This window comes from Staphylococcus sp. IVB6214, assembly GCF_025558585.1.
Taxonomy (GTDB): Bacteria; Bacillota; Bacilli; order Staphylococcales; family Staphylococcaceae; genus Staphylococcus.
Window position 1 is genome coordinate 42,317 of sequence record NZ_CP094723.1, and the last position, 22,408, is coordinate 64,724.

General features: G+C 30.9%; 18 protein-coding genes and 1 pseudogene. 12 read left to right on the plus strand and 7 right to left on the minus strand.

Going from position 1 to position 22,408, the window contains the following annotated elements; all coding sequences use genetic code 11:
* Positions 1 to 66 precede the first annotated feature (66 nt).
* The 5 genes and pseudogenes from ccrC to MUA51_RS00220 all read left to right on the plus strand — a co-directional run bounded on the left by ccrC (position 67) and on the right by MUA51_RS00220 (position 3,347).
* Positions 67 to 1,743: a cassette chromosome recombinase CcrC gene (ccrC, locus tag MUA51_RS00200; protein ID WP_262559907.1), complete on the plus strand. Its 1,677-nt coding sequence runs from the start codon at positions 67 to 69 to the stop codon at positions 1,741 to 1,743.
* 105 nt (positions 1,744 to 1,848) lie between these two features.
* Entirely contained in the window at positions 1,849 to 2,187 is a 339-nt protein-coding gene (locus MUA51_RS00205) for an SAUGI family uracil-DNA glycosylase inhibitor (RefSeq protein WP_262559908.1), read from the plus strand.
* 95 nt (positions 2,188 to 2,282) lie between these two features.
* On the plus strand, positions 2,283 to 2,594 hold the full coding sequence (locus tag MUA51_RS00210; protein ID WP_262559909.1) for a DUF960 domain-containing protein: 312 nt from the start codon (positions 2,283 to 2,285) through the stop codon (positions 2,592 to 2,594).
* A gap of 14 nt (positions 2,595 to 2,608) precedes the next feature.
* Complete coding sequence (locus tag MUA51_RS00215) at positions 2,609 to 3,112, plus strand: DUF1643 domain-containing protein (RefSeq protein ID WP_096808021.1); 504 nt, start codon at positions 2,609 to 2,611, stop codon at positions 3,110 to 3,112.
* A 13-nt stretch (positions 3,113 to 3,125) separates the two neighbouring features.
* Positions 3,126 to 3,347: pseudogene (locus tag MUA51_RS00220) on the plus strand (hypothetical protein).
* 110 nt (positions 3,348 to 3,457) lie between these two features.
* Here the strand turns inward: MUA51_RS00220 and MUA51_RS00225 are convergent.
* The 3 genes from MUA51_RS00225 to MUA51_RS00235 all read right to left on the minus strand — a co-directional run bounded on the left by MUA51_RS00225 (position 3,458) and on the right by MUA51_RS00235 (position 9,127).
* Positions 3,458 to 4,669 carry a restriction endonuclease subunit S gene (locus tag MUA51_RS00225; RefSeq protein ID WP_262559912.1) on the minus strand — a complete coding sequence of 404 codons (1,212 nt, stop codon included), beginning with the start codon at positions 4,667 to 4,669 and terminating at the stop codon, positions 3,458 to 3,460.
* Positions 4,662 to 6,218, minus strand: a complete 1,557-nt coding sequence (locus MUA51_RS00230; RefSeq protein ID WP_262559913.1) for a type I restriction-modification system subunit M — start codon at positions 6,216 to 6,218, stop codon at positions 4,662 to 4,664. Before MUA51_RS00230 ends, MUA51_RS00225 begins: the two co-directional genes overlap by 8 nt.
* A 116-nt stretch (positions 6,219 to 6,334) precedes the next feature.
* Complete coding sequence (locus tag MUA51_RS00235) at positions 6,335 to 9,127, minus strand: type I restriction endonuclease subunit R (RefSeq protein WP_262559914.1); 2,793 nt, start codon at positions 9,125 to 9,127, stop codon at positions 6,335 to 6,337.
* A 227-nt stretch (positions 9,128 to 9,354) separates the two neighbouring features.
* Between MUA51_RS00235 and MUA51_RS00240 the strand changes: the two genes are divergently transcribed.
* The 7 genes from MUA51_RS00240 (at position 9,355) to MUA51_RS00270 (ending at position 20,679) form a co-directional block, all read left to right on the plus strand.
* A complete protein-coding gene (locus MUA51_RS00240) occupies positions 9,355 to 10,368 on the plus strand; it encodes a hypothetical protein (RefSeq protein WP_262559915.1) in 1,014 nt (337 codons plus the stop codon).
* 94 nt (positions 10,369 to 10,462) lie between these two features.
* Positions 10,463 to 11,212, plus strand: coding sequence for a hypothetical protein (locus MUA51_RS00245; RefSeq protein WP_262559916.1), 750 nt, complete (start codon positions 10,463 to 10,465; stop codon positions 11,210 to 11,212).
* Positions 11,213 to 11,253: 41 nt separating this feature from the next.
* The gene (locus tag MUA51_RS00250; RefSeq protein WP_262559917.1) at positions 11,254 to 12,231 is read left to right on the plus strand and encodes a DUF1002 domain-containing protein; all 978 of its coding nucleotides are present in this window, start codon (positions 11,254 to 11,256) and stop codon (positions 12,229 to 12,231) included.
* 279 nt (positions 12,232 to 12,510) lie between these two features.
* On the plus strand, positions 12,511 to 14,514 hold the full coding sequence (locus tag MUA51_RS00255) for a site-specific DNA-methyltransferase (protein ID WP_262559918.1): 2,004 nt from the start codon (positions 12,511 to 12,513) through the stop codon (positions 14,512 to 14,514).
* A 13-nt stretch (positions 14,515 to 14,527) separates the two neighbouring features.
* Entirely contained in the window at positions 14,528 to 17,521 is a 2,994-nt protein-coding gene (locus MUA51_RS00260) for a type III restriction-modification system endonuclease (protein WP_262559920.1), read from the plus strand.
* Positions 17,490 to 18,821 (plus strand): hypothetical protein, encoded by a 1,332-nt coding sequence (locus MUA51_RS00265; protein WP_262559921.1) that lies wholly within the window; start codon positions 17,490 to 17,492, stop codon positions 18,819 to 18,821. Before MUA51_RS00260 ends, MUA51_RS00265 begins: the two co-directional genes overlap by 32 nt.
* Positions 18,805 to 20,679 (plus strand): SNF2-related protein, encoded by a 1,875-nt coding sequence (locus MUA51_RS00270; RefSeq protein ID WP_262559922.1) that lies wholly within the window; start codon positions 18,805 to 18,807, stop codon positions 20,677 to 20,679. Before MUA51_RS00265 ends, MUA51_RS00270 begins: the two co-directional genes overlap by 17 nt.
* A 229-nt stretch (positions 20,680 to 20,908) precedes the next feature.
* Here the strand turns inward: MUA51_RS00270 and MUA51_RS00275 are convergent, their stop codons facing one another.
* The 4 genes from MUA51_RS00275 to MUA51_RS00290 all read right to left on the minus strand — a co-directional run bounded on the left by MUA51_RS00275 (position 20,909) and on the right by MUA51_RS00290 (position 22,407).
* Positions 20,909 to 21,133 carry a hypothetical protein gene (locus tag MUA51_RS00275; RefSeq protein ID WP_262559923.1) on the minus strand — a complete coding sequence of 75 codons (225 nt, stop codon included), beginning with the start codon at positions 21,131 to 21,133 and terminating at the stop codon, positions 20,909 to 20,911.
* 14 nt (positions 21,134 to 21,147) lie between these two features.
* Positions 21,148 to 21,648 carry a DUF1643 domain-containing protein gene (locus MUA51_RS00280; RefSeq protein WP_262559925.1) on the minus strand — a complete coding sequence of 167 codons (501 nt, stop codon included), beginning with the start codon at positions 21,646 to 21,648 and terminating at the stop codon, positions 21,148 to 21,150.
* 13 nt (positions 21,649 to 21,661) lie between these two features.
* Complete coding sequence (locus MUA51_RS00285) at positions 21,662 to 21,973, minus strand: DUF960 domain-containing protein (protein ID WP_262559926.1); 312 nt, start codon at positions 21,971 to 21,973, stop codon at positions 21,662 to 21,664.
* 95 nt (positions 21,974 to 22,068) lie between these two features.
* On the minus strand, positions 22,069 to 22,407 hold the full coding sequence (locus MUA51_RS00290; protein WP_262559927.1) for an SAUGI family uracil-DNA glycosylase inhibitor: 339 nt from the start codon (positions 22,405 to 22,407) through the stop codon (positions 22,069 to 22,071).
* Position 22,408 lies beyond the last annotated feature (1 nt).

Below are 22,408 nucleotides of genomic sequence, written 5' to 3' on the forward strand. Positions count from 1 at the left end.
ATTATCCATGTGATGTTACAAGACCGATGGTCTGTAACAATAATCTAATAAAAGGAGCGGTACATTATGAGTAAGAAAATTGCACTATATTCACGTGTAAGCACATCTGAGCAATCTGAACGTGGATATTCAATCCATGAACAAGAACAAGTGCTCATCAAAGAAGTTGTGAAAAACTATCCAGGTTATGACTATGAAACTTATATCGATTCCGGTATATCAGGTAAAAATATTGAAGGTCGACCAGCAATGAAACGTCTATTACAAGATGTTAAGGATAATAAAATCGAAATGGTGTTAAGTTGGAAATTGAATCGTATCTCACGATCAATGAGAGATGTGTTTAATATCATTCATGAATTCAAAGAACATGGCGTAGGGTATAAATCGATTTCTGAGAATATTGATACATCCAATGCCTCTGGAGAAGTACTCGTTACAATGTTTGGATTAATAGGATCCATCGAGCGTTCAACACTTATCAGTAACGTCAAAATGTCCATGAATGCCAAAGCACGTAGTGGAGAAGCAATAACTGGTCGAGTGCTCGGCTACAAATTATCACTTAACCCACTGACACAGAAAAATGATTTAGTTATTGATGAAAATGAAGCTAATATCGTACGTGAAATCTTCGATTTATACTTGAATCATAATAAAGGACTCAAAGCTATTACAACCGTACTGAATCAAAAGGGGTATCGTACCATTAATCAAAAGCCATTTTCAGTGTATGGGGTTAAATATATTTTGAATAATCCAGTCTATAAAGGCTATGTCAGATTCAATAACCATCAAAATTGGGCTGTACAGCGAAGAAGTGGTAAAAGTGATAAAAATGATGTGATATTGGTCAAAGGTAAACATGAAGCCATTATAAGTGAAGAGGTATTTGATCAAGTTCATGAAAAATTAGCTTCTAAAAGTTTTAAACCGGGCAGACCTATTGGTGGAGATTTCTATCTTCGTGGGCTCATTAAATGTCCAGAGTGCGGCAATAATATGGTATGCCGACGGACTTATTATAAAACGAAAAAGTCGAAAGAACGGACAATCAAACGCTATTACATTTGTTCATTATTCAACCGCTCAGGGAGTTCTGCATGTCATAGTAATGCGATTAATGCTGAAGTCGTCGAACGCGTAATCAATGTTCATTTGAATCGTATTCTTTCACAACCTGATGTTATTAAGCAGATTGCATCAAATGTGATAGAAGAACTGAAACAAAAGCATAGTAACCAAACAGAAATTAAATATGACATTGATAGTTTAGAAAAACAAAAAGCTAAGCTTAAAACACAACAAGAACGATTGTTAGAATTGTTCTTAGATGATCAAATGGATAGCGAAATGTTAAAAGCAAAACAAAGTCAGATAAATGAACAACTAGAGATGTTAGATAAGCAAATTAAAGAAACGCAACAAGCTAGGGAATCACAAGCTGAAGTACCTGATTTTGATAAACTTAAAAGCCGTTTAACCATGATGATTAGCCGATTTAGTATCTACTTGAGAGAAGCTACACCAGAAGCAAAAAATCAACTTATGAAGATGTTGATTGACTCTATTGAAATTACGACAGATAAACAAGTAAAACTTGTAAGGTATAAAATTGACGAAAGTCTTATCCCTCAATCTTTGAAAAAAGATTGGGGGTCTTTTTTTATGCCCAAATTCCAATTTGAAATATATGGTCAAAATGATTATTTCATCGACCAAATTTCCACTTTTACCACTTAGTTATTAGTGAAAAAAGTGAGAGAAATGAAATAAAAATCAAATATATATTATCAAAATGATGTATCACATGCATACGTCAATCCAATACATTAGGAGGTCATAACAATGACACTAGAACAACAACTCAAGCACTATATAATCAACTTATTTAATCTACCAAAGGTCGAAAAATGGGAATGTGAATCTATCGAGGAAGTGGCAGATAATATCCTTCCTGACCAATATGTAAGACTTGGCCCACTTACCAATAAAATCCTTCATACGTATATTTACTACTCTGATACACTTCACGAAAGACATATATACCCCTTTATCCTCTACTATCAGAAACAGCTCATAGCCATTGGTTATATTGATGAAAACCACGATATGGATTTCTTATACCTACACAACACTATCATGCCCCTTTTGGATCAACGATACTTACTAACAGGAGGACAATAATATGCATAAATACATCAAAATTACACAACTCGTCATTACAATTCTTAGTGAAATTATCATTTGGATGAAAGAATCAGAACGAAAGGAAAACGCTTATGAATAGATATATCACTCGTGGTATTGCCAATAGCTTACCTATCATCTTACAACATCAATTATGGCAACTTGTAGCTCAACGTGAAAACGAACAGTCTAAGGAACTAGAAGAAATAGATTACTTTCATATTTTCCAGTTCAACATGCACAATGATCGACTATATATCAAACACAAACAAGAACGTCCTGAGTACATCAAAACACATAAAGCTAATTATTCAAAAGCTATCAATATAAATAAGGTCTACATTATCCGAGAAGATGATGTAGACCTTTCTTATTACGTCATGTTACTACCGGAAGAATACTAAAGGAAGTGAATACTATGAATACAATCAAAAGTACGATACACACAGAAGCTATATTTAGCGACGATGAACAACATCGCTACTTACTCAAAAAGACGTGGGATGAAAAGAAATCCGCATGTACAGTCATAACGATGTACCCTCATTTAGATGGCATACTTTCCCTCGATCTAACAACCGTTCTAATTCTTAACCAATTAGCGAAGTCTGATAAATATGGTTCTGTATATCTTGTGAACCTATTCTCTAATATCAAAACACCAGAAAACCTCAAACATATCAAAGAGCCATACGATGAGCACACAGATATTCACTTGATGAAAGCGATAAGTGAAAGTGACACAGTGATTCTTGCTTATGGAGCCTATGCGAAGCGACCAGTTGTCGTCGAACGTGTTGAACAAGTGATGGAAATGTTAAAACCTCATAAAAAGAAAGTAAAAAAGCTCATTAATCCAGTAACAAGTGAAGTCATGCATCCACTGAACCCTAAAGCGCGTCAAAAATGGACACTAAAATAAAGGAGAATTATCTATGAACCATGGAACTAAACAATCGGACTGGCGAATAATTGCTAGTTGTTTAGCATCTCAAAATTACATTTCAATAGTAAAAGGTCTGGTGCATCATTTCACAGCCATCGATGATGAGTAAATACTTGATAAAATCTATGATGATTTTATAAATGATGACTCTATTACAACGGTACTTAACAATGATTTACAGACAATCATTAATAATTATCTATCAAAATAAAGACTATACTAATTACAATAAAAACAGAGCATCCTTCACTTTGCGGTGAGGGATGCTCTAATGCTTATTTTTTTCTAATTTCAATTAACATAATAGGTCTTTTATCAGAACTACACAAACATCTTTTGTAGTAATCCATTTTTACGTTGTTTTAGTAATTCAATTTTAGCGTATTGTTTTCTTATTAATTTATCTAATTCATTGAAAAAGTATGCTATTTTATTTTGTTCTTGTATCACTGGTAACTTTACTATAATACTATTAATTGAATCGTTATTTAATGTTACTCCTTTAACTGCTTGTGCACCAAAAGTACTTATATTTATAGAATTTAAATAGTAGTACATATACTCAGTATTAACATTACTTTCTTTCCATACGAAATGACATATAGCTTCATTTGTATAGATAGGCTCTTTTACTATAGCTAACTTACCTAAAGTCAATTTAAAGCTCATTATTAGAGTATCTTTATCTACTTTTACATGCTTTGATGCTCCTTTTTCAGTAATTCCTTTATTTCCTTTATACAAATATTTCTGTGTCATACCTGCTATAGATAACCAATTTTCATTTAATTCATCCCAGTATTCATCATTTTTTGTATTTGGAGTGAACCCTTTATTAACCTTAGAAATATCTTCAATCTTTTTAATAGACCAATCAGGATAACTGTTTCCATTGTCATCTTTAAATCTTAACTCTTGAGAAAAAATCTTTTGCATATATCCCTTTTTCTGTTCTTCTAACTTCTTTAATTTTTGTTCTTCGAGTTCAATTTGGTGGTCGAGTTTGCTGAAAAAATCACTGATTTTTTTTTGTTCTACAGAATGAGGCATATATATTTTTTGAGACTTCACTAATTCGGAATTTAAATTCACTTGACTGCCTGGTTGCCCATATTTTTTCCATTTAGGTCTATACGCGTCAAGCCATTGATACATAAACTCAATGTCAAATAATGGTCTAAGAAAAATTAAAAAACCATCGTGTACTCCAGTTTTAACATAATTAATAACAGGTTTACCTACAGTTGCCGCAATACTTAGTAATAGATGTTTACTATGCAAAACTCTAGTCTTTTTTTGGCCATCTTTAGATATTTTTTGTTCTAATTTTGTAATTTTTCCGTTTTGTTCAGTTACATCTGAAATTCTAAGCCACCCTATATCAGAATTAATGTCAAACCATCTAGGGTCGCTTATTGGTCTCGGAGATGAACCTCTAACAATTTCTGCTAATTCTCCTAATTTTAATTTGCTCCACTCTTCTTTAAACTCTGGGAACCTCAATTCAGGTACATTCTTAATTTCATTAGTCATGTGTTAACACTCCTAATTCTTTTAAATACTCGTTAATTTCTTGTTCTACGTCTGCGATTTCATCATCGATTTGATTCAGTTCTTGTTGAACTTGGTTTAAATCAATCGGTTCTTCTTCTTCAAATGTATCAACGTATCTTGGAATATTTAAATTATAGTCATTGTCTTCAATTTCTTTGAGGCTTGCCGTATAACTATATTTATCAACTGTTTCTCTGTTTTTATACGTAGCGATAATTTTTTCAACTTGTTCGTCTGTGAGATGGTTTTGATTTTTACCTTTTTCAAATTCATTAGACGCATCAATAAATAACACATCTTGAGCTTCTTCACGACATTTTTTAAATACAAGGACACATGTTGGAATAGAAGTGCCGTAGAAAATATTGGCTGGTAAACCAATAACTGCATCTAAATAGTTTTTCTCTTCAATAAGATATTTACGTATCGTGCCTTCAGCTGCTCCACGGAATAACACACCATGCGGTAAGACGACCGCCATTGTTCCTTCATCGTCTAAATAGTGCACCATATGTTGGATAAATGCGAAGTCTGCTTTTGATTTAGGCGCTAACTTCCCGTAATTGCTAAAGCGTTCATCATCATTGAACTTGCTGTCCGCCGACCATTTCGCACTGTAAGGCGGGTTAGCGACAACCGCATCGAATTTTTCATCTAAAAATGCGGGGTTTTCCATAGTGTCTCCATTTTGAATATCAAAGTTTTCATAACGCACATCATGTAACAACATGTTCATTCGAGCCAAGTTGTATGTGGTATTGTTACGTTCTTGACCATTGTAACGGTAAACCGTTGTTTCTTTACCGACACGCAGTAATAATGAGCCTGAACCACACGTAGGGTCATAGACATTTCTTAATTTGTCTTTACCTAATGTAACGATTTTCGCTAATATTTTTGACACTTGCTGAGGTGTATAGAATTCCCCAGCTTTTTTACCTGCATTGGCCGCAAAACGCCCAATTAGAAATTCGTAAGCATCACCTAACATATCAATTTCCATATTGCTATGCACAAATGGTAGGTCGCCTAAGTTAACCATTACTTTACCTATAAGGGCAGTACGTTCTTTGACCATATTCCCCAGACGTGTTGAGCTTAAATCCATATCGCTGAACAAACCAATGAAGTCTTCTTCACTGTCTTGGCCAAGCGTAGACGTCTCTACTTTTCGAATGGCTTGTGCTAAATGTTCAATATCAAAACGCTGGTTTTCGATTTCTTTAACCATACTACTGAATAAGTCTTCAGGTTCAATAAAGTAACCCACATTTTCAATCAGTTCAGCTTTTAAGTCTTCACGATATTCTTCATCTTCCCATGCTTCTTCATATGTTAAATCTTCACCTGATAATGCTTCTGCAACTTCTGTTTCAGCTTTTTCTGATAAAAAGCGATAGAAGATGAGTCCTAGAATATAATTACGGAACTCACTCGCATCCATATTCCCCCTTAAATCATTGGCAATGGACCATAAACGTTTATGTAATTCAGCCTGTTGCTGACGTTGTTTCTCTGTAATTGACATGTTATTTCCTCCATTTATTAAAATGCTTTTGCTTTGCTTATATAATTATTTTATGTGTTTGTAGAACATATCAAAACCTCTGCAATATTTATTATCACAAAGGTTTGATATAGTTTCTAGCTACTATATTTTTCTGTCATTTCTTCGACAAATGATGTTACGGCTTTTTTCGTTTGACGTTTTTCGCGTAACTTTTTATTTCCTACAAGATCCTTAAGGTGATCTTGATTGACAATACCGCTATATTCATATTCACCGGTGATATCTTTAAGTATCTGTTCATCAACCAATTGTTGACGTGCAAATTGATTGAATTCTGATTCACGTTTCGCTTTTTCAAATAGGATATAGGCTTCATCTATATTGTCTTCTTCAGACAATTCAGGTATAACGTCATCGATAAATTCGCGAATTAAATCCCGTTTCAAACGTAAAGTTGGATCATCCGCGTTGTCTAACATACGTCTAATTTGTTCACGATTACGCTGCTGTTCTGCTTTATCTTTTAAATCAACTTGTCTGACGAGATCCATGATATAGGAGACATTAATTCGATCATTACGTAAGATTTCAATTTCAAAATCAATATCGTTGAGAATAGAGGCTTTTTCAACTTCACCTCGTTTAGGCTTCACTTCGTCATATATCGCAAAATACTTACTCTTATAGTCCTCAAATTCTTGTTCATCCATACCGATATTTGCCTTTGTAAAGTTAAATTCATCGAAGGCTTTCAATCTCAGCACGAGTTTTGAAACTAAACGGAAAGCCTCCACAAACGCTTTTTTCTCATTTTCATCTTGAACTTGATCCATATCTTGAGGTTTTAGTGCAGCAGCTTTTAGTTCAGCTAATGCATCAACAAACTCCGCTTTATATTCATCATAATCTCTCATTAACACACGATCTGTATCTTCCGTTTGAGAGAACAGCTTTAAGGCGTTATCTGTATTTTGTTTCAAGTCACGATAATTCACAATCTTACCAAATGGTTTAGTTTCTTTTTCCACGCGGTTCGTACGTGAATAGGCTTGGATTAAGTCGTGATATTTTAATTTTTTATCGACATATAATGTATTTAATACCTTACTATCAAAGCCTGTTAAAAACATATTAACGACGATTAAAACATCAATTTTGTTGCCTTTGACACCTTTTTTGACATTTTTAGAGATATGATTAAAGTATTCTTGGAAGGTATCTGTCGAGAAATTGGTGCCAAAGTTATCATTATAATCTTTGATGACTTCTTCCAATTTTTCTCTAGAATGTGCCTCATCTACTTCTCCTTCATTACGCTCTTCATTGGCGGCATAAGAGAACACACCTGCGACTTTTAAAGGATGTTCATAATCCTTACTGATCTTTTTAAACGTATCATAATATTTCACAAGGGCTGGAATACTCTGAACGGTTAATATCGCTGAATATTGTCTGTTTCTTGTATATTTGTCGTGATTTTCTGTAATATGACGTGCAATAAGTTCAACGCGTTGATCAGATAACCAAACCTCATCAGTATTAATACCTTCAACCAATTCGTCTGTCTCTGTATCTATGTTCTGAGCTTTAATGGTATTGATATAGTCTACGGAAAAGCCCAATACATTACCGTCATGAATCGCGTCTTTAATTAAATAAGTGTGTAAACAGCGACCGAAGATGTCCGCAGTACTCCGACCATCCTGACTTTGGTTTTCTTCAAAACGCGGTGTACCCGTAAAACCAAAATATTGCGCATTATTAAAATGTTGACGAACAATGCGATGCATATCTCCAAATTGACTACGATGACATTCGTCAATAATGAATACCACTTTATCTGTTTTATATTGATCCAATGCTTCTGCATTATTTTGAATTGCTTTAGACATTTTTTGAATCGTTGTGACAATAAGTGGTAAACTCTTATCCTTTAATTGCTTAACGAGCTGCGCCGTATTATTCGTTTTATCCACGGAACCTTTAGAGAATTTATTAAACTCCTCTTCGGTCTGACTGTCTAAATCCTTACGGTCGACAAGGAAGATGACTTTTTTGATGTCATCTTGTTCTGACAACACTTGACTCGCTTTAAAGGAAGTTAATGTTTTACCACTACCCGTCGTATGCCAAATATAACCATTGTTACTTGTTTCTGTAGCTTGACGTATCAAGGCTTCAACAGCGTGGACTTGATATGGACGCATGGCCATAAGGATATTGTCTGTTTCATTTAAAATCATATAGCGTGAAATCATTTTAGCGATATGGCACGGTCTTAAAAATGTTTCAGTAAATTCATTTAATGTATTGATACGATTGTTCTCTTTATCATTCCAATAAAACATATGACTTTTATATATTTCGCCATCATTATTAGAGATATAGCGTGTATCGATCCCATTACTAATAATAAATAATTGTATGTAACGAAAAAGGCCCGTGTAGTTTTGTTTACGATAGCGCATAACCTGATTAAATGCTTCATTGATATCAATACCACGACGTTTAAGTTCAATTTGTACTAATGGTAAGCCATTAATTAAAATTGTGACATCATATCTCGCTTTATATGTGTCATCTACAGATACTTGGTTGGTGATTTGAAATTTATTTTGACACCAATTCCTCGTATCCAAAAATGATAAATACACTTCAGATTCATCATCACGTTTTAAAGGCATTTTATCACGTAATATACGGGCACTTTCAAAAATGCCTTTACCATTAATCATGGTTAACAAGCGTTGAAACTCTTTATCTGTTAAAGGTTCCCCATTTAATTTATCAGCGTGACGTTCATTCAATACCGAACGGAAATTATCTAATAATTGTTGTTCATTTCTGATCGTTACCGTTTCATAGCCGTTGGATTTTAACTGTTCCATCATTTCAGTTTCTAACGCAAATTCACTTTGATATACCATAACATCCCTCTAAATTTATTTTTTCTATTATGATCAACGATTATCTTATTAATAATTATAACATTTAAATTGTTATGGAAATACAGACAAACAGATGAATCATTTGTTATTACAGTATCAATATATTAGTTGTATTAAGTATAGTATATTTTTATTTTATTGTATTTGATAACGCTTTATTTTTTGATAACATTGAAAGTGAATCTTACATATGGGAGATGTATTTAATGAAATTTAGAAAGTTAGGTATATTAGGTTTGTCTTCTTTTATTATTTTAAGTGCCTGCAGTCAAAATACGGAAGATAATGATAAAAAAGACAATAATAAAGCACACGAAAGGGATAAAAAATCAGATCAAACTGAAAATCAATCAAATGATGAAGTTGTAGAAAACAATCAAAATACAAAGAATCAATCTCAAGGTGAGTCTAATGCTGCAGAAACAACAAATGAAGCAAATAATCAAAATAGTCAACCTATAACAATTGATGAAGCAAAATCTATTGCTTTTAACTCCGAAGATATACTCAATTTTACTCAAAATAAAGATGATCTAATTTACAATAAAGATAAAAGTAATGATGATAAAATTTTTATTGAAACGCCTTTTGGTGGGATAAACGAATCCGTTAAGCACCACGCCATTATAGATAGAAATACAGGAAAAATTATCAAAACGGGTGGCGCTATTACACATCCAGATGGTCCTATAAAAGCGGAAAACGGTTATATAGATAAAGATATCTATAATTCAACTGCTGATTTTTACAATACTTACGTATACAAAAAAGGAATGCCTAAGTTTGAAACTGCCAACTCTGATGTACCAGAACAAAAATATAAAGAACTTTCAAAAATCGTAGGTAATTATTGGCAAAAAGAACAAGGATATGACAATGAGTCAAATCAATCAACATCAAATAACAACCAGTCTCAAAATAAAAAAGAAAATAATCAAACAGATAATGATAGTAAACAATCAACGAATGAAAATACAAAAAATGAACAAAACCGAGACAACATTGAAGAAGATAATAATAAATCAAATCAAAAACAAAATAATGAAGAACAGCAAGAAAATAGTAACGAGGAAGCTTCGCAAAATGAGGGACGTGAGGATTCAAATCAACAAATAGAACAACCATCTAGCGAGGATAAGCAAAATCCAGGTGCAACACAAGAAAATAACAACCAAAACAATGATGAAAATACTGATGATAACAACTATGAAAATGAATAATCTCAAGATGTAGAATCAAAAAGTTCAGGAAATGACAAAGAAACTTCAAACGCTTCATAAATATAAAATTATTATTATCAAAAGGAGTATTTAATTGGTTAGTGTTACACAAAGAATTTCACAAGTTAAACAACCCCGTGGTGGATATTTAAACAGAAAATCATTTGAAGTTAAGCAACTAGAACCAGAAACATTTATAGATACAAAAAATGAAAATATAGCACCTCAAACAATTGGTTTAGTCGTAGACTACCTTACTCGTATGATGACTAATCAAGACAAAGAAAAATCATTTGCCATATCGTTAACTGGCGCAAAATTAGCTGGGGAATTACAAACAGCCGAATCATTGTTAAAAGATATTAATGATAATGATGATCTATCTATTATTAAAGCATGTCAATTGGTAAATTACGATATGGTATATAGAGCAGGAAGCATGCCTAAAGAATTTAAAATTCCAGATCAAGACACAATTAATAATATAAAATCACTTATAAACAGAAGTCTTTCATTTTTTAATCAAATTGGTGAAGTTAAAATGGATGGTTTCACATTTGAGGGGGGTTATACAAGCATTATTGATACTGGAGATGGCGACTTTCTAACTGAAGATACTTTGTGGGATTTTAAAGTTTCAAAACAATTGCCACAGAAAAATAGTACGCTTCAATTAGTGATATATTATTTAATGGGTAAGGCATCTCAAAAGCCTATCTTTGAGAATATACGTTACATTGGTATTTATAATCCAAGGTTCAACCAAATTTATAAGTATGACATGACACAGGCTGATTCAGAAATGATTGAAACAATCCAAAAACATGTTATTGGATACGATTAATATAAATATATGAAATATTTTAAGGGATGGTGTATTTGAAAATGAAAAAAACAGTAACTAGTTTAGCAGTAGCTACATTATTGTTATCAGCTTCAGGAGTTGTTAAAGCAGCTGATAATAAAGCAGATTGGGATGAACCTGTTTTTATTAAAGGTGCTGACCTAGAAGGGCAAGATTTACAACAAACTGAAGATAATTTAGGTGTTGATGATAACTATGAAACTTATAGTGTTAACGTCAATGATGTGAGTAATTATATCCCCAATAGTAGTAATTTAAATTATATTTATTCAAGTGCAACGATTGAACATAAAAAATGGGGTAAAGGTGTTGATGTGAAAATTGATACACCAGATAACATTACAAAAGTGACATCCGAACAATATCAAAATGCTGCAATTACGGCAGGAATTAAAAATGCAAAAATACATATAGCTTCTGTAGAACCAGTAACGGGTGAAGGTGCTTTAGCAGGTATTTATAAAGCTTATGAAGAAAAAGGTAACGATCTAAATAATGAAGATATTCAAAATTCAAACCAAGAAATGAATGATTTAGGTACAATTTCGGAAGAAAATAAAGGTAAAGATGGGTATTCAGATGAAGCTTTGAATGCTTCTATAGCAGATATTAAAGAACAACTTGCCGATATTAAACAAAATCAAGATAAACAAATCACACAACAACAAGTTGAAGACACTGTTAATAAAGTCCTCGATGAGCGTGGCTTATCAGAGATATTATCAGATAATCAAATTCAAATGATTAATAATAATATGATTAATGTGGCAAATTCTAATGCCTTAACCTCTGATCCTAAAGCATTTAAACAAAATGCTAAAGATGTATTAAAAAATATTGAAAAAAACTCTGATGATTTATTGAATAAAGCGAAGGATAAAGCCAAAGATTTGAATACAGAAGAAAATAGAAATCTCCTTCAACGCATATGGGACGGTATTGTGGAAATTATTCAATCGATCATTCAATTTTTCTCTAATCTGTTAAATAAATTATAAAGTTGTTTAAAAAAGAGAAGACACAATGTGTCTTCTCTTTTTTAGCAATATCACCGATAAGGGGAAGCTTATCATAAATGATGCGGTTTTTTAATACCTAAATAAGAGAACTTGTTATTGCATTGCAATCTTATAAAATTAACTGTTATACTATATAGAGTTTTGAGAGTTTAAATTTTAAAAGAAGATAAAGAGAATATATATTATATAAGCAATAAATTTTGTAAATATTACTTAACGGAAATTAAATCAAATATTAAAATAATGAGGTCGTATAAAATGTTAAAAGATAATGAAAACTATAATAAAAATGTTAAATCTAACTCTTCTTTTATGGAAGAGTTATTTAATAAATTACCCGAATTTTTCACTTCAGAAAAATACGATGATAAAGGGAATTTAATAGAGAGTGCTAAATTCAATTTGGATAAATTTGAACACGCTTTAAAAGAATATAATGTTGGTGAGTTATCTAGTGGTTATCAGTTAAATTTTATTGGAAAAAATTATGCTAAAAAACAATCGGGAGAAATTCCTAAATCTGTGATTGTACCTGATAAAGATCATAATACTAAACCAATAAATATAAATAGTAAAAATTTATTCTTTACAGGTGACAATTTAGAATTGTTAAGATATTTACAATCAAACTATGCTAAGTCTATTGATTTTATTTATATTGATCCACCCTATAATACTAATTCAAATGACTTTGTATATCCGGATAATTTTGATTATAGTGATGACCAATTGAAAGATATGTTTGAACTTAGTGATGAAGAACTTAAAAGATTGAAGTCTATTCAAGGAAGGTCTACACATGATGCATGGTTAACTTTCATGTATCCAAGGCTTTATTTAGCAAAAAAATTATTAAAAGATGAAGGCGTAATATTTGTTTCCATAGATGATAATGAGCAAGCAAATTTAAAAATATTAATGGATGAAATTTTTGGAGAAGGAAGTTTTACTGTTCAATTCATATGGGCAAAGACTTCAACTCCACCTGCTTTATCTAATAAGTCTAGAAGTACAACTGAATATATATTAGTGTATGAAAAAAATATAAGTTCTAAAAAGTACTTTGGTTCCCTTTTGGATAATGGATCTGTCTCATTGTTAAATGCAAGTAATAAAAAAAGAGAGGTAGTTATTCCTGCAAAAAGTGCTAATTTTGGTTTTATTGAAAATGGCACTATCCCTCCAAGCAAGTTCGATAGAATTGAGTTATTAGATGAAGTAAATATTAAAAATGGGATAAATGAAAATGAATTTAGAGTTTTTGCACAAATTAGATGGACACAAAAAAAAATAAATGATGAAGTTAAAAATGGAACCTATTTTACTTTTAACACAAAGAATATGAATCCACGTTATCAAAGGTCTCAATCAGAAAGGTTTAAAACTCCCAATACTGCACTTTACAAGGAATTAGATATAGGTACTAATGAAGAAGCAGTTAAACACTTATCAAAATTAGGTTTTGATAAAATATTTGATTATCCCAAACCAGTTTCACTTGTTAAATATTTAATTAATATGATTACTTTTGATAATCCTGAAGCAATTATATTTGATTTTTTTGCCGGTTCAGGCACAACAGCTGAAGCTGTGATGCAATTAAATGCTGAAGATGAAGGCAATAGAAAATTTATAATGTGTACTTTGCCTGAAAAAACTTATTTTATTAATTCTAAGGGAGACGAAGTTGCTACTAATGGGGGGATGGCAGCTTATAGAGAGGGGTATAAATCTATCGATGAAATTTCGCGTAATCGTATAATACGAGCAAGTGAAAATATAAGACAAGAATATACTAATAAAAATATGGATTTAGGTTTTCAGCATTTCAATATTGTTTCACCGAGTCAAGAATCATTAGAAGAAATTGTGTTGGATGGTGATATTCAACTAGATATTTTTGATAACATGATTGATAAATTTTCAAGTGAGAGTCTGGGATTACAAAGTAATTCATCAGGTTTTGAAACTATATTAACCACATATTTAGTGAGAGATAATTATAGATTTGATGTACCTATAGAAATGAAAAACTTTGATGGGATTACAGTTCCTTATATTAATAATCAACGAATATATATTATTACTGATAAATGGAAAACAAAAAATACAAAAGCTCTTATAAATGCCATTGGTAAATATGAAATTTCAGTTCAAACTATTGTGATTTATGGATATACAATAGAAATGGAAATACTACGTGAACTTGAAATTGCTTTAAATCAATTAGAAAATAAAGTTATTATACAAGTAAGATATTAGGAGAATTACAAAAATGGAAATTTTTTTGGAAGAATTGCCGCATCAAATGAATGCAATTAAAGCAATAAATGAATCCTTCTATGGAATAAGACAAGACCTTACATTCAATGAAAATACAACTCCTTATGCAAATCCAATAATAAATTATACTGGTCAAAATAAGGCGAATATTGATATTAAGATGGAAACTGGGACGGGTAAAACTTATGTTGGATTAAGAACTATATATCAACTATTTAAATCTTATGGTTTGTTTAAATTTATTATAGTAGTTCCAACTCCTGCAATTAAAGAAGGGTGGAAGAAATTTATAGAGTCAAGCTATTCAAAGCAACACTTTTCGAATTATTATGAAAATATACAAATTAATTTAAATATAATTAACGCAGGAGATTTTAATAGTAATAAAGGTGTGATTCCATCACACTTAATAGATTTTATTGAAGGAGATTCACTAAATGCTTCTACAATTCAAATATTACTAATAAATGCATCAATGTTAAACTCAGAGAATATGAAAGGTATTATATCAAGAGGTAAAAATAAAGGAAGGGAACGATTCAATCAAACATTGTTAACAGGGTACACTAAGCCGATTGAAGCACTTAAAGCAACGAAATCGATCGTGCTAATCGATGAACCACACAAGTTTCCAAGAAATGGAGAGTTTTATAAAGCAGTACAGAATCTTAGTCCACAAATGATACTAAGATTAGGAGCTACGTTTCCTGAAATCCAACAAGGCAGTGGTAAAAATAAGATAAAAAGTAAAGATTATTATCGTAAAGTACCACAATTTGAATTAAATGCAATAGATAGTTTTAATCAAGGTTTAGTAAAAGGAATTGATATATTTTATCCTAACTTGACTCCAGAACAAGCAAAAAATCGATATAAAATTGACAGTGTTAAAACTAAAGAATTGGTTTTAAAACAAGGTCAGAAGAGATGGACTTTAAGTGTAGGCGAGAATTTAGCTAATGTGGACTCATCATTTGAAGGCGGCTTGAGTTATTCAGGTAATAATAATTTATCTAATGGATTAGAAATTAATGAAGATATGGAATTAATACCTAGTACTTACACTATTAGTTATCAGGAACACATTATTGAGGATGCGATTAATCAGCATTTTGAGCATGAAATTAATAATTTTATGAGAGAAAACCTAAAAGAAAATTTTCAACCAAAAGTAAAAACACTTTCACTATTTTTTATTGATTCTATTAGGTCATATAGAAATAAAGATGGCTGGTTGAAAAAGACTTTTGAGAGACTTTTAAAAGTTAAACTTAGAAAATTAATAAAAGAATTTGAATTTAAAAAATTACCACGAGAGATCGAATACTCAGATTTTTTAAAAGCTACATACGAGAGTCTTAATAGTGAAAATCAAATGGTTCATGCAGGTTACTTTGGTGAAGACAGAGGTTCCGGTGAAGAAGCAATACAAGCTGAAGTAAATGACATACTTAAAAATAAAGAGAAAATGTTGAGTTTTAAGGATTCGAATGGTAATTGGATTACAAGAAGATTTTTATTTTCAAAATGGACACTAAGAGAAGGTTGGGATAACCCTAATGTTTTCGTTATTGCGAAATTGAGAACTTCTGGTTCTGAAAATAGCAAGTTACAGGAAGTAGGAAGAGGTTTGCGTTTACCTGTTGATGAGACTGGTCATAGGTTAACACAAGATGAATTTCCAAGTAGACTTTCATTTTTAATTGGATATGATGAAAAGGATTTCGCAGAAAAGTTAATTGGAGAAATAAATTCTGATGTTGACGTTAAATTAAGTGAAGACAAATTAACTGATGAAATGATTAATAAAATAGTTGAACATAGAAAACAAATGAATCCTCATTATAATGATGAAGTGTTATTAGAACAATTAGATGAACGAAATCTAATTAATAGGAAAAATGAGTTTAAAACAGATGTTGAAATTGATGGAGTTAAAAAATCAGGATTTGAATGGTTGTTAGAATTATATCCAGAAGTTAATGCATCTAAATTGAATGCAGATAAAGTCAGAGATATGAAAAAAAATCCACCCAATTTAAAAGTGAAGTTAAATAAAGAGAATTGGAATAAATTGAGATTCTTATGGGAAAATTTATCTAAAAGATATATGTTAGAATTCAAAAAGATGAGTGAAGATGATCTGTATTTTTTTGTTGAAAGATTGTTGAACGACGATGATATATTTGTTAAACAACAACCAGAAAGAATACATCAATCTTTGGAAAAAGATGATGAAGGTAAACAAGTTATCAAGGAATCAATTTCAGAATATAATTATAGAAATGAATTTATTTATATGAACTATGGTAAGTTTTTAAAACAAATTGTACTTAAAACTAATGTACCAATATCTATAATGCATAAAAATTTACTTTCCGTTTTAAAAGATAAATATAATAGTGATGAACGATTCTTGAGTGAATTAAGTTTAAATAATATAATAAGAGAATTTAACAAGCGTTTTGAAGAAAAATATAGTCAAAGTTATGAATATAAAAAATTAGATTTTTCTGCCACTACAACCATTTATGATTCAGAAATATCAGAGTTTAAAGATTGGGTAGATGCAAATTATTTAGGTACTAACGTTGAAAATAACATTCAAACTGAAAAACGATTTTTATATGAAAGACCACCAGTTAGATATGATAGTGTAACACCTGAGTTAGAGTTGTTAAAAAGAAATTACGATAAAAATGTAACTGTATTTGGTAATTTGCCTAAAAAAGCGATACAAGTTCCTAAATATACTGGTGGCACTACTACGCCTGATTTTGTCTATATGATAGAAACTGATGAACAAGATGTAAAATATCTTATTGTTGAAACAAAAGCAGAAAACATGAGACTAGGAGATAAAAGTATTGGTGAAATACAAAAAAATTTCTTTAACACATTAGATAATTTGAATATTAAATATCAATTAGCTACTAGCGCGCAAGATGTTTATAATGAAATTAAAAAATTATATGATTCAAAGTGAGGAGAATATAGTGGGAGAAACAGAAAAAATTTCATTACTTGAAAAAGTCCGAGATGGTTTAGTAGATAAAACAGGAGCAAAACCTAAGTTACCAACAACTATTACTGATTTAAATCAAGAAACTTTAGAGGTATATAGAATACCACTAAAGTTTCTGTATTATAATGATAGAAATGGAAGAATTGCTTCTGTAATATCTAGAGTAAGCGACGATATAAAGGTTGCTTATGAATTTGAAGATAATAATTATAATAAAAGTATTGAAAATATGATATATGAGACTAATACCTCTGCTTTAAAAAGCACTAAAAAATCTATTAAAGATAAAGGTCAGCAAGTATTTGGTTATGTATTAGATGATGGTAGAGTTATTGACGGAAATAGAAGGTTTACTGCGCTCAGGCAATTAGAGCAAGAAACAGGAAATACTTTTTATTTTGAAGCTGTTATTTTACCATTTACTTATGATAAAAAGACTGATCGAGCTAAAATCAAGCAATTAGAACTTGCAATACAAATGGGTATAGAAGGAAAGCAAGATTATGATAAAGTTGATGAAGCGGTGGATATTTATCAAACAATTGAAGTTGAAAAGTTGATGACTGTAGCGGACTATGCAAATGAGTCAAATAAAACAAAAAAAACTATTGAAAAGCAATTAGGTTCTGCAAAATTAATAAGAAAATTTTTAGATTTTATTAATGCACAAGAGAATTCTTATTATATTATAAAAGATGCTGGCATTTATTCATTATTTGAAGAAGCAGTACCTAAGTTAGATAAAGCTTATCCTAAAGGTGGACCTTCGTTAGAAGATGCTATTGAAAAATTTTTTAGTTTTGTCCTTTTGCAAATTCAATCAGGGACAAGCACACGGGCATATGCTGGAAGAGATTATTTTGAAAATATCGTTTTTTCAAATGAGGGTAGTCATCAATTTAATACAGAAACAGAAGATGCTATCGATGGTTTGAGAGATAAATTAGAAGAAAAACGTGTAGAATCTACCGCAGATTTAAAGAGTACACTAAGCCAATCGATACCTGAACTACGAGAAGTAAGTTCTTCATATAACAAAGTTGTAAGCAAAAGTAAACGAAATGCTAATGTGGAAAGTTTTATTGAAAATGTTAAATCAATGTCTGAAAGTCTCAATGATATGGAAAAAGGCAATGGTTTACCTAGTAGTCTTAATTTTGAACAATTTAATCTAAAACAATTAAAAGAAATTAGAGAAATGCTAATAAGAATAAATAATTGTAGTAGAGAGTTGATAGATATTTATGAACATGAAATCTGAGATACAACTAGTTGAAGTTAATAATGAATTTGTTTTTGTTGATAGTATAGACAGTGATCTTACGAACAGAAAGGTTCATAGAACTTTAAAGAAATTCACAAGTTATTTTTCTGATTTCACTAATTATGTTTTAAAAGCGGATTTATCACATCTTGAAATAGAAAGATTAGTTTCAGAGCTGAATAAAGCATTAGCTAAAGTATCGAAACCTGATATATTAATAGATAATAATATAAAAAGTTTTATTAGTAAAAATGCTTATGCTATTAATGAACAAAGAATTGCTGGCTTAACAATTAAAGAAAATGATTCAAGATGGCAAGAAGAACTTTCAAATTTTAATAATGTTATAAATCAAGAGATTACAAGACCATTAAAACCTATTCAAGTAAGAGCGAGTTTTTATTTAGCCACCATGAAAAGAGCAGCCAATTTTTCTGTACCTGGAGCTGGTAAAACAGCTATGATGTATGGCACATTTGCTTTTTTGTCTAGTGAAATAAAGGGGAAAGTTGATAAATTAATAGTTATTTCTCCAATTAATGCATTTGAAGCTTGGCGTTCAGAATTTATTGAAGTTTTTCAAGATAAAAGAGAATTACACTTTATGAACCTAAGAGATAAAAAATATAATGATTTAGGTAAAGTACGAACAGATTGGGGAAGTGCAAATGTCATTGTTTTGAATTTTGAAGCAATACAAAAGTATGTAGGGGTTTTAAATGAACTTATTAATGATAAGACAATGATAGTTTATGATGAGGTTCATAGGATAAAAGGTACTAATAGTAGCAGAGCAAGTTATGCATTAACTTTAGGTCCTAAAAGTTATTATAGATACGTTTTAACTGGTACCCCAATTCCAAATAGTTATCAAGACATATTTAACTTCTTAAATATTTTATATAAAGATGAGTATGATACTTATTTTGGTTGGAATGTTGCTGATTTACAAAATCCTGATCCTAATGAAATTAATGACAAGTTGAACCCTTTTTTCTGGCGTACAAATAAGAACGATTTGGAAGTGCCCCAAGCAGAAAATGATATTATATTATGTGTTAAGCCTAGTAATATTCAAATTGAATTAGCAAAAGCGATATACGAAAATGAATCTGGGATACTAGCAATTTATATAAGGTTACTACAAGCTTCAACTAACCCAGAATTATTGCAAAAGAATATTAACTATAGTGAACTAGGAATGTTGAATGATGAATTAAATTTCGATTTGGATAAAGCATTAAATAAAGAAGAAGAAAATCAAGTAAAACAACAAATTTATAATTCTTTTGATTTAAAAAATGTAACTTCTCCAAAATTCGAAAAAGGTATTGAATTGATTGAAAACTTAGTTAGCCAAGGAAAAAAAGTTCTAGTATGGGGATTGTTTGTAGGTACAATGAATAAAATCAATAAAAGGTTACTAGAAAGTGATATTAATTCAATATTGATTTATGGAGAAACACCTAAAGAAGATAGGGTAGATATGATCAATAATTTTAGGAATGGAAATGCACAAGTTCTAATATCTAATCCTAATACATTAGGCGAGTCCATATCTTTACATCAGACAGTACATGATGCAATATATTTTGAATATAACTTTAATTTAACGTTTATGTTGCAATCACGTGATAGAATACATCGTTTGGGATTAAGTAATAATCAATATACACGATACTATTATTTAATGTCTGAAGGAGATAGAGCTCATAAAGGTTTTATCGATAAAGCAGTTTATAATCGGTTGAAAGAAAAAGAAGATGTAATGTTAAATGCTATTGATGGAAATACTTTAAAGCCAATGATTGAAGATGATTACTTAGAAGATGTTAAGAAAATTATTATTGAATGAAAAACGATATAGAAAAGCTAACCGGAAGAATTCGTAAGAACAGTAAAAATATGCTTTTATTCGTATTTAGTGGGAAGAATTAAAAGAATATTTTAATCATGAACAGTCAAACTAAGTATTCTATTGTTTTTTAATTAGATAATAATACCAATGAATCAAATGATATTAAATAGAGCATTCCTCACCGCAAAGTGAAGGATGCTCTACTATTTTATAAGTATTATAATATTCACTTTGATAGGTAATGGTTAATAATTGTCTGTAAATCATTATTAAGCACCGTTGTAATACAATCATCATCCATAAAATCATCATAGATTTTATCCAATATTTCTTCATCAAATTCAATTGCTGTGAAATGACTTATTAGACCTTTTACTATTGAAACGTAATTTTGTGATGCTAAACAATTAGCAACCGTTTGCCAGTTTGATTGTGTAGTTTCATGATTCATAAGTAATCCTCCTTTTATTTCAAAGTCCATTTTTGACGTGCTTTAGGGTTAAGTGGATGCATAATTTCATTTGTTGCTGGGTTTATGAGTTTTTTAATTTTCTTTTTGTGAGGCTTTAACATTTCCAACACTTGCTCAACACGTTCGACGACAACAGGCCGCTTTGCATAAGCTCCATAAGCTAGAATCACTGTTTCACTTTCACTTATCGCTTTCATCAAGTGAATGTCTGTGTGTTTATCATAAGCCTCTTTTAAGTGTTTTAGGTTTTTAGGAGTAGTAATATTTGAATAAAGATTAACAAAGTGTACCGTACCAATATCTTGTTGTAATAGTTGATTGATAATGAGTTGTGTAGTGAGATCGATGTTTATAATACCATCGTAGTTTGGATACATTGTGATGACTGTAGCAGTCTTCTTACTATCGTCCCATGTCTTTGTTAGTAAGTAGCGGTGAGTTCTCTTTTCGTCAAATATTGCAGTGGTGACAAGTGTATTTGTGATATTTTCCATTGATTTTATCTCCTTAGTATTCTTCGGGTAGTAACATTACATAATAAGAAAAGTCTACATCGTCCTCTCGGATGACGTAGACTTTACTAATGTTTACCTGATGATTGTCATTTGCTTTTGTATATTGAAAGTATTCGGGATTTTCTAGAGTATGTCTTATAAAAAGCTTTTGTTGATGCATAATAAACTGAAAGATATGAAAATAGTCCAAGGGTTCTTGTTCGTTAGATGGTTTGGTATCTTTTTGTAGGACGAGGTCCCATATTTGATGTTGTAAGGTGGGGGATAAGTTATTGGCAATACCACGTGTAATATATCTATTCATAAGCGTTTTCCTTTCTTTCTGATTCTTTCATCCAAGTCATTATTTCACTTAGAACGGTAATGACGAGTTGTGTGATTTTGATATATTTATGCATATTATTGTCCTCCTGTTAGTAAGTATCGTTGATCCAAAAGGGGCATGATGGTGTTGTGCAGATATAAGAAATCCATATCGTTATTCTCATCGATATAGCCGATGGCTATGAGTTGTTTTTGATAATACAAAATGAAAGGATAGATATTTCTTTCGTGTAATGTATCTGAATAATAGGTGTAGGTATGAAGTAATTTTTGACTGAGGGGTCCAAGATTTACATATTTGTCAGGAAGGATGTTTTCGGCAATCTCATCCATGGTTTCACATTGCCATACTTCCTCTTGGGGTAGGTGAAACAAATTTGTGATATAGATTTTGAGTTGTTGTTCTAACGTCATG

What these genes read in the sequence shown, in the direction of transcription:
- MUA51_RS00240 (WP_262559915.1), top strand. Translation starts at nt 9,355, where the DNA reads ATGAAATTTAGAAAGTTAGGTATATTAGGTTTGTCTTCTTTTATTATT.
- MUA51_RS00285 (WP_262559926.1), bottom strand. Translation starts at nt 21,973, where the DNA reads ATGAATAGATATATTACACGTGGTATTGCCAATAACTTATCCCCCACC.
- MUA51_RS00225 (WP_262559912.1), bottom strand. Translation starts at nt 4,669, where the DNA reads ATGACTAATGAAATTAAGAATGTACCTGAATTGAGGTTCCCAGAGTTT.
- MUA51_RS00290 (WP_262559927.1), bottom strand. Translation starts at nt 22,407, where the DNA reads ATGACGTTAGAACAACAACTCAAAATCTATATCACAAATTTGTTTCAC.
- MUA51_RS00210 (WP_262559909.1), top strand. Translation starts at nt 2,283, where the DNA reads ATGAATAGATATATCACTCGTGGTATTGCCAATAGCTTACCTATCATC.
- MUA51_RS00250 (WP_262559917.1), top strand. Translation starts at nt 11,254, where the DNA reads ATGAAAAAAACAGTAACTAGTTTAGCAGTAGCTACATTATTGTTATCA.
- MUA51_RS00255 (WP_262559918.1), top strand. Translation starts at nt 12,511, where the DNA reads ATGTTAAAAGATAATGAAAACTATAATAAAAATGTTAAATCTAACTCT.
- MUA51_RS00275 (WP_262559923.1), bottom strand. Translation starts at nt 21,133, where the DNA reads ATGAATCATGAAACTACACAATCAAACTGGCAAACGGTTGCTAATTGT.
- MUA51_RS00280 (WP_262559925.1), bottom strand. Translation starts at nt 21,648, where the DNA reads ATGGAAAATATCACAAATACACTTGTCACCACTGCAATATTTGACGAA.
- MUA51_RS00215 (WP_096808021.1), top strand. Translation starts at nt 2,609, where the DNA reads ATGAATACAATCAAAAGTACGATACACACAGAAGCTATATTTAGCGAC.
- MUA51_RS00235 (WP_262559914.1), bottom strand. Translation starts at nt 9,127, where the DNA reads ATGGTATATCAAAGTGAATTTGCGTTAGAAACTGAAATGATGGAACAG.
- MUA51_RS00230 (WP_262559913.1), bottom strand. Translation starts at nt 6,218, where the DNA reads ATGTCAATTACAGAGAAACAACGTCAGCAACAGGCTGAATTACATAAA.
- MUA51_RS00260 (WP_262559920.1), top strand. Translation starts at nt 14,528, where the DNA reads ATGGAAATTTTTTTGGAAGAATTGCCGCATCAAATGAATGCAATTAAA.
- MUA51_RS00265 (WP_262559921.1), top strand. Translation starts at nt 17,490, where the DNA reads ATGAAATTAAAAAATTATATGATTCAAAGTGAGGAGAATATAGTGGGA.
- ccrC (WP_262559907.1), top strand. Translation starts at nt 67, where the DNA reads ATGAGTAAGAAAATTGCACTATATTCACGTGTAAGCACATCTGAGCAA.
- MUA51_RS00270 (WP_262559922.1), top strand. Translation starts at nt 18,805, where the DNA reads ATGAACATGAAATCTGAGATACAACTAGTTGAAGTTAATAATGAATTT.
- MUA51_RS00205 (WP_262559908.1), top strand. Translation starts at nt 1,849, where the DNA reads ATGACACTAGAACAACAACTCAAGCACTATATAATCAACTTATTTAAT.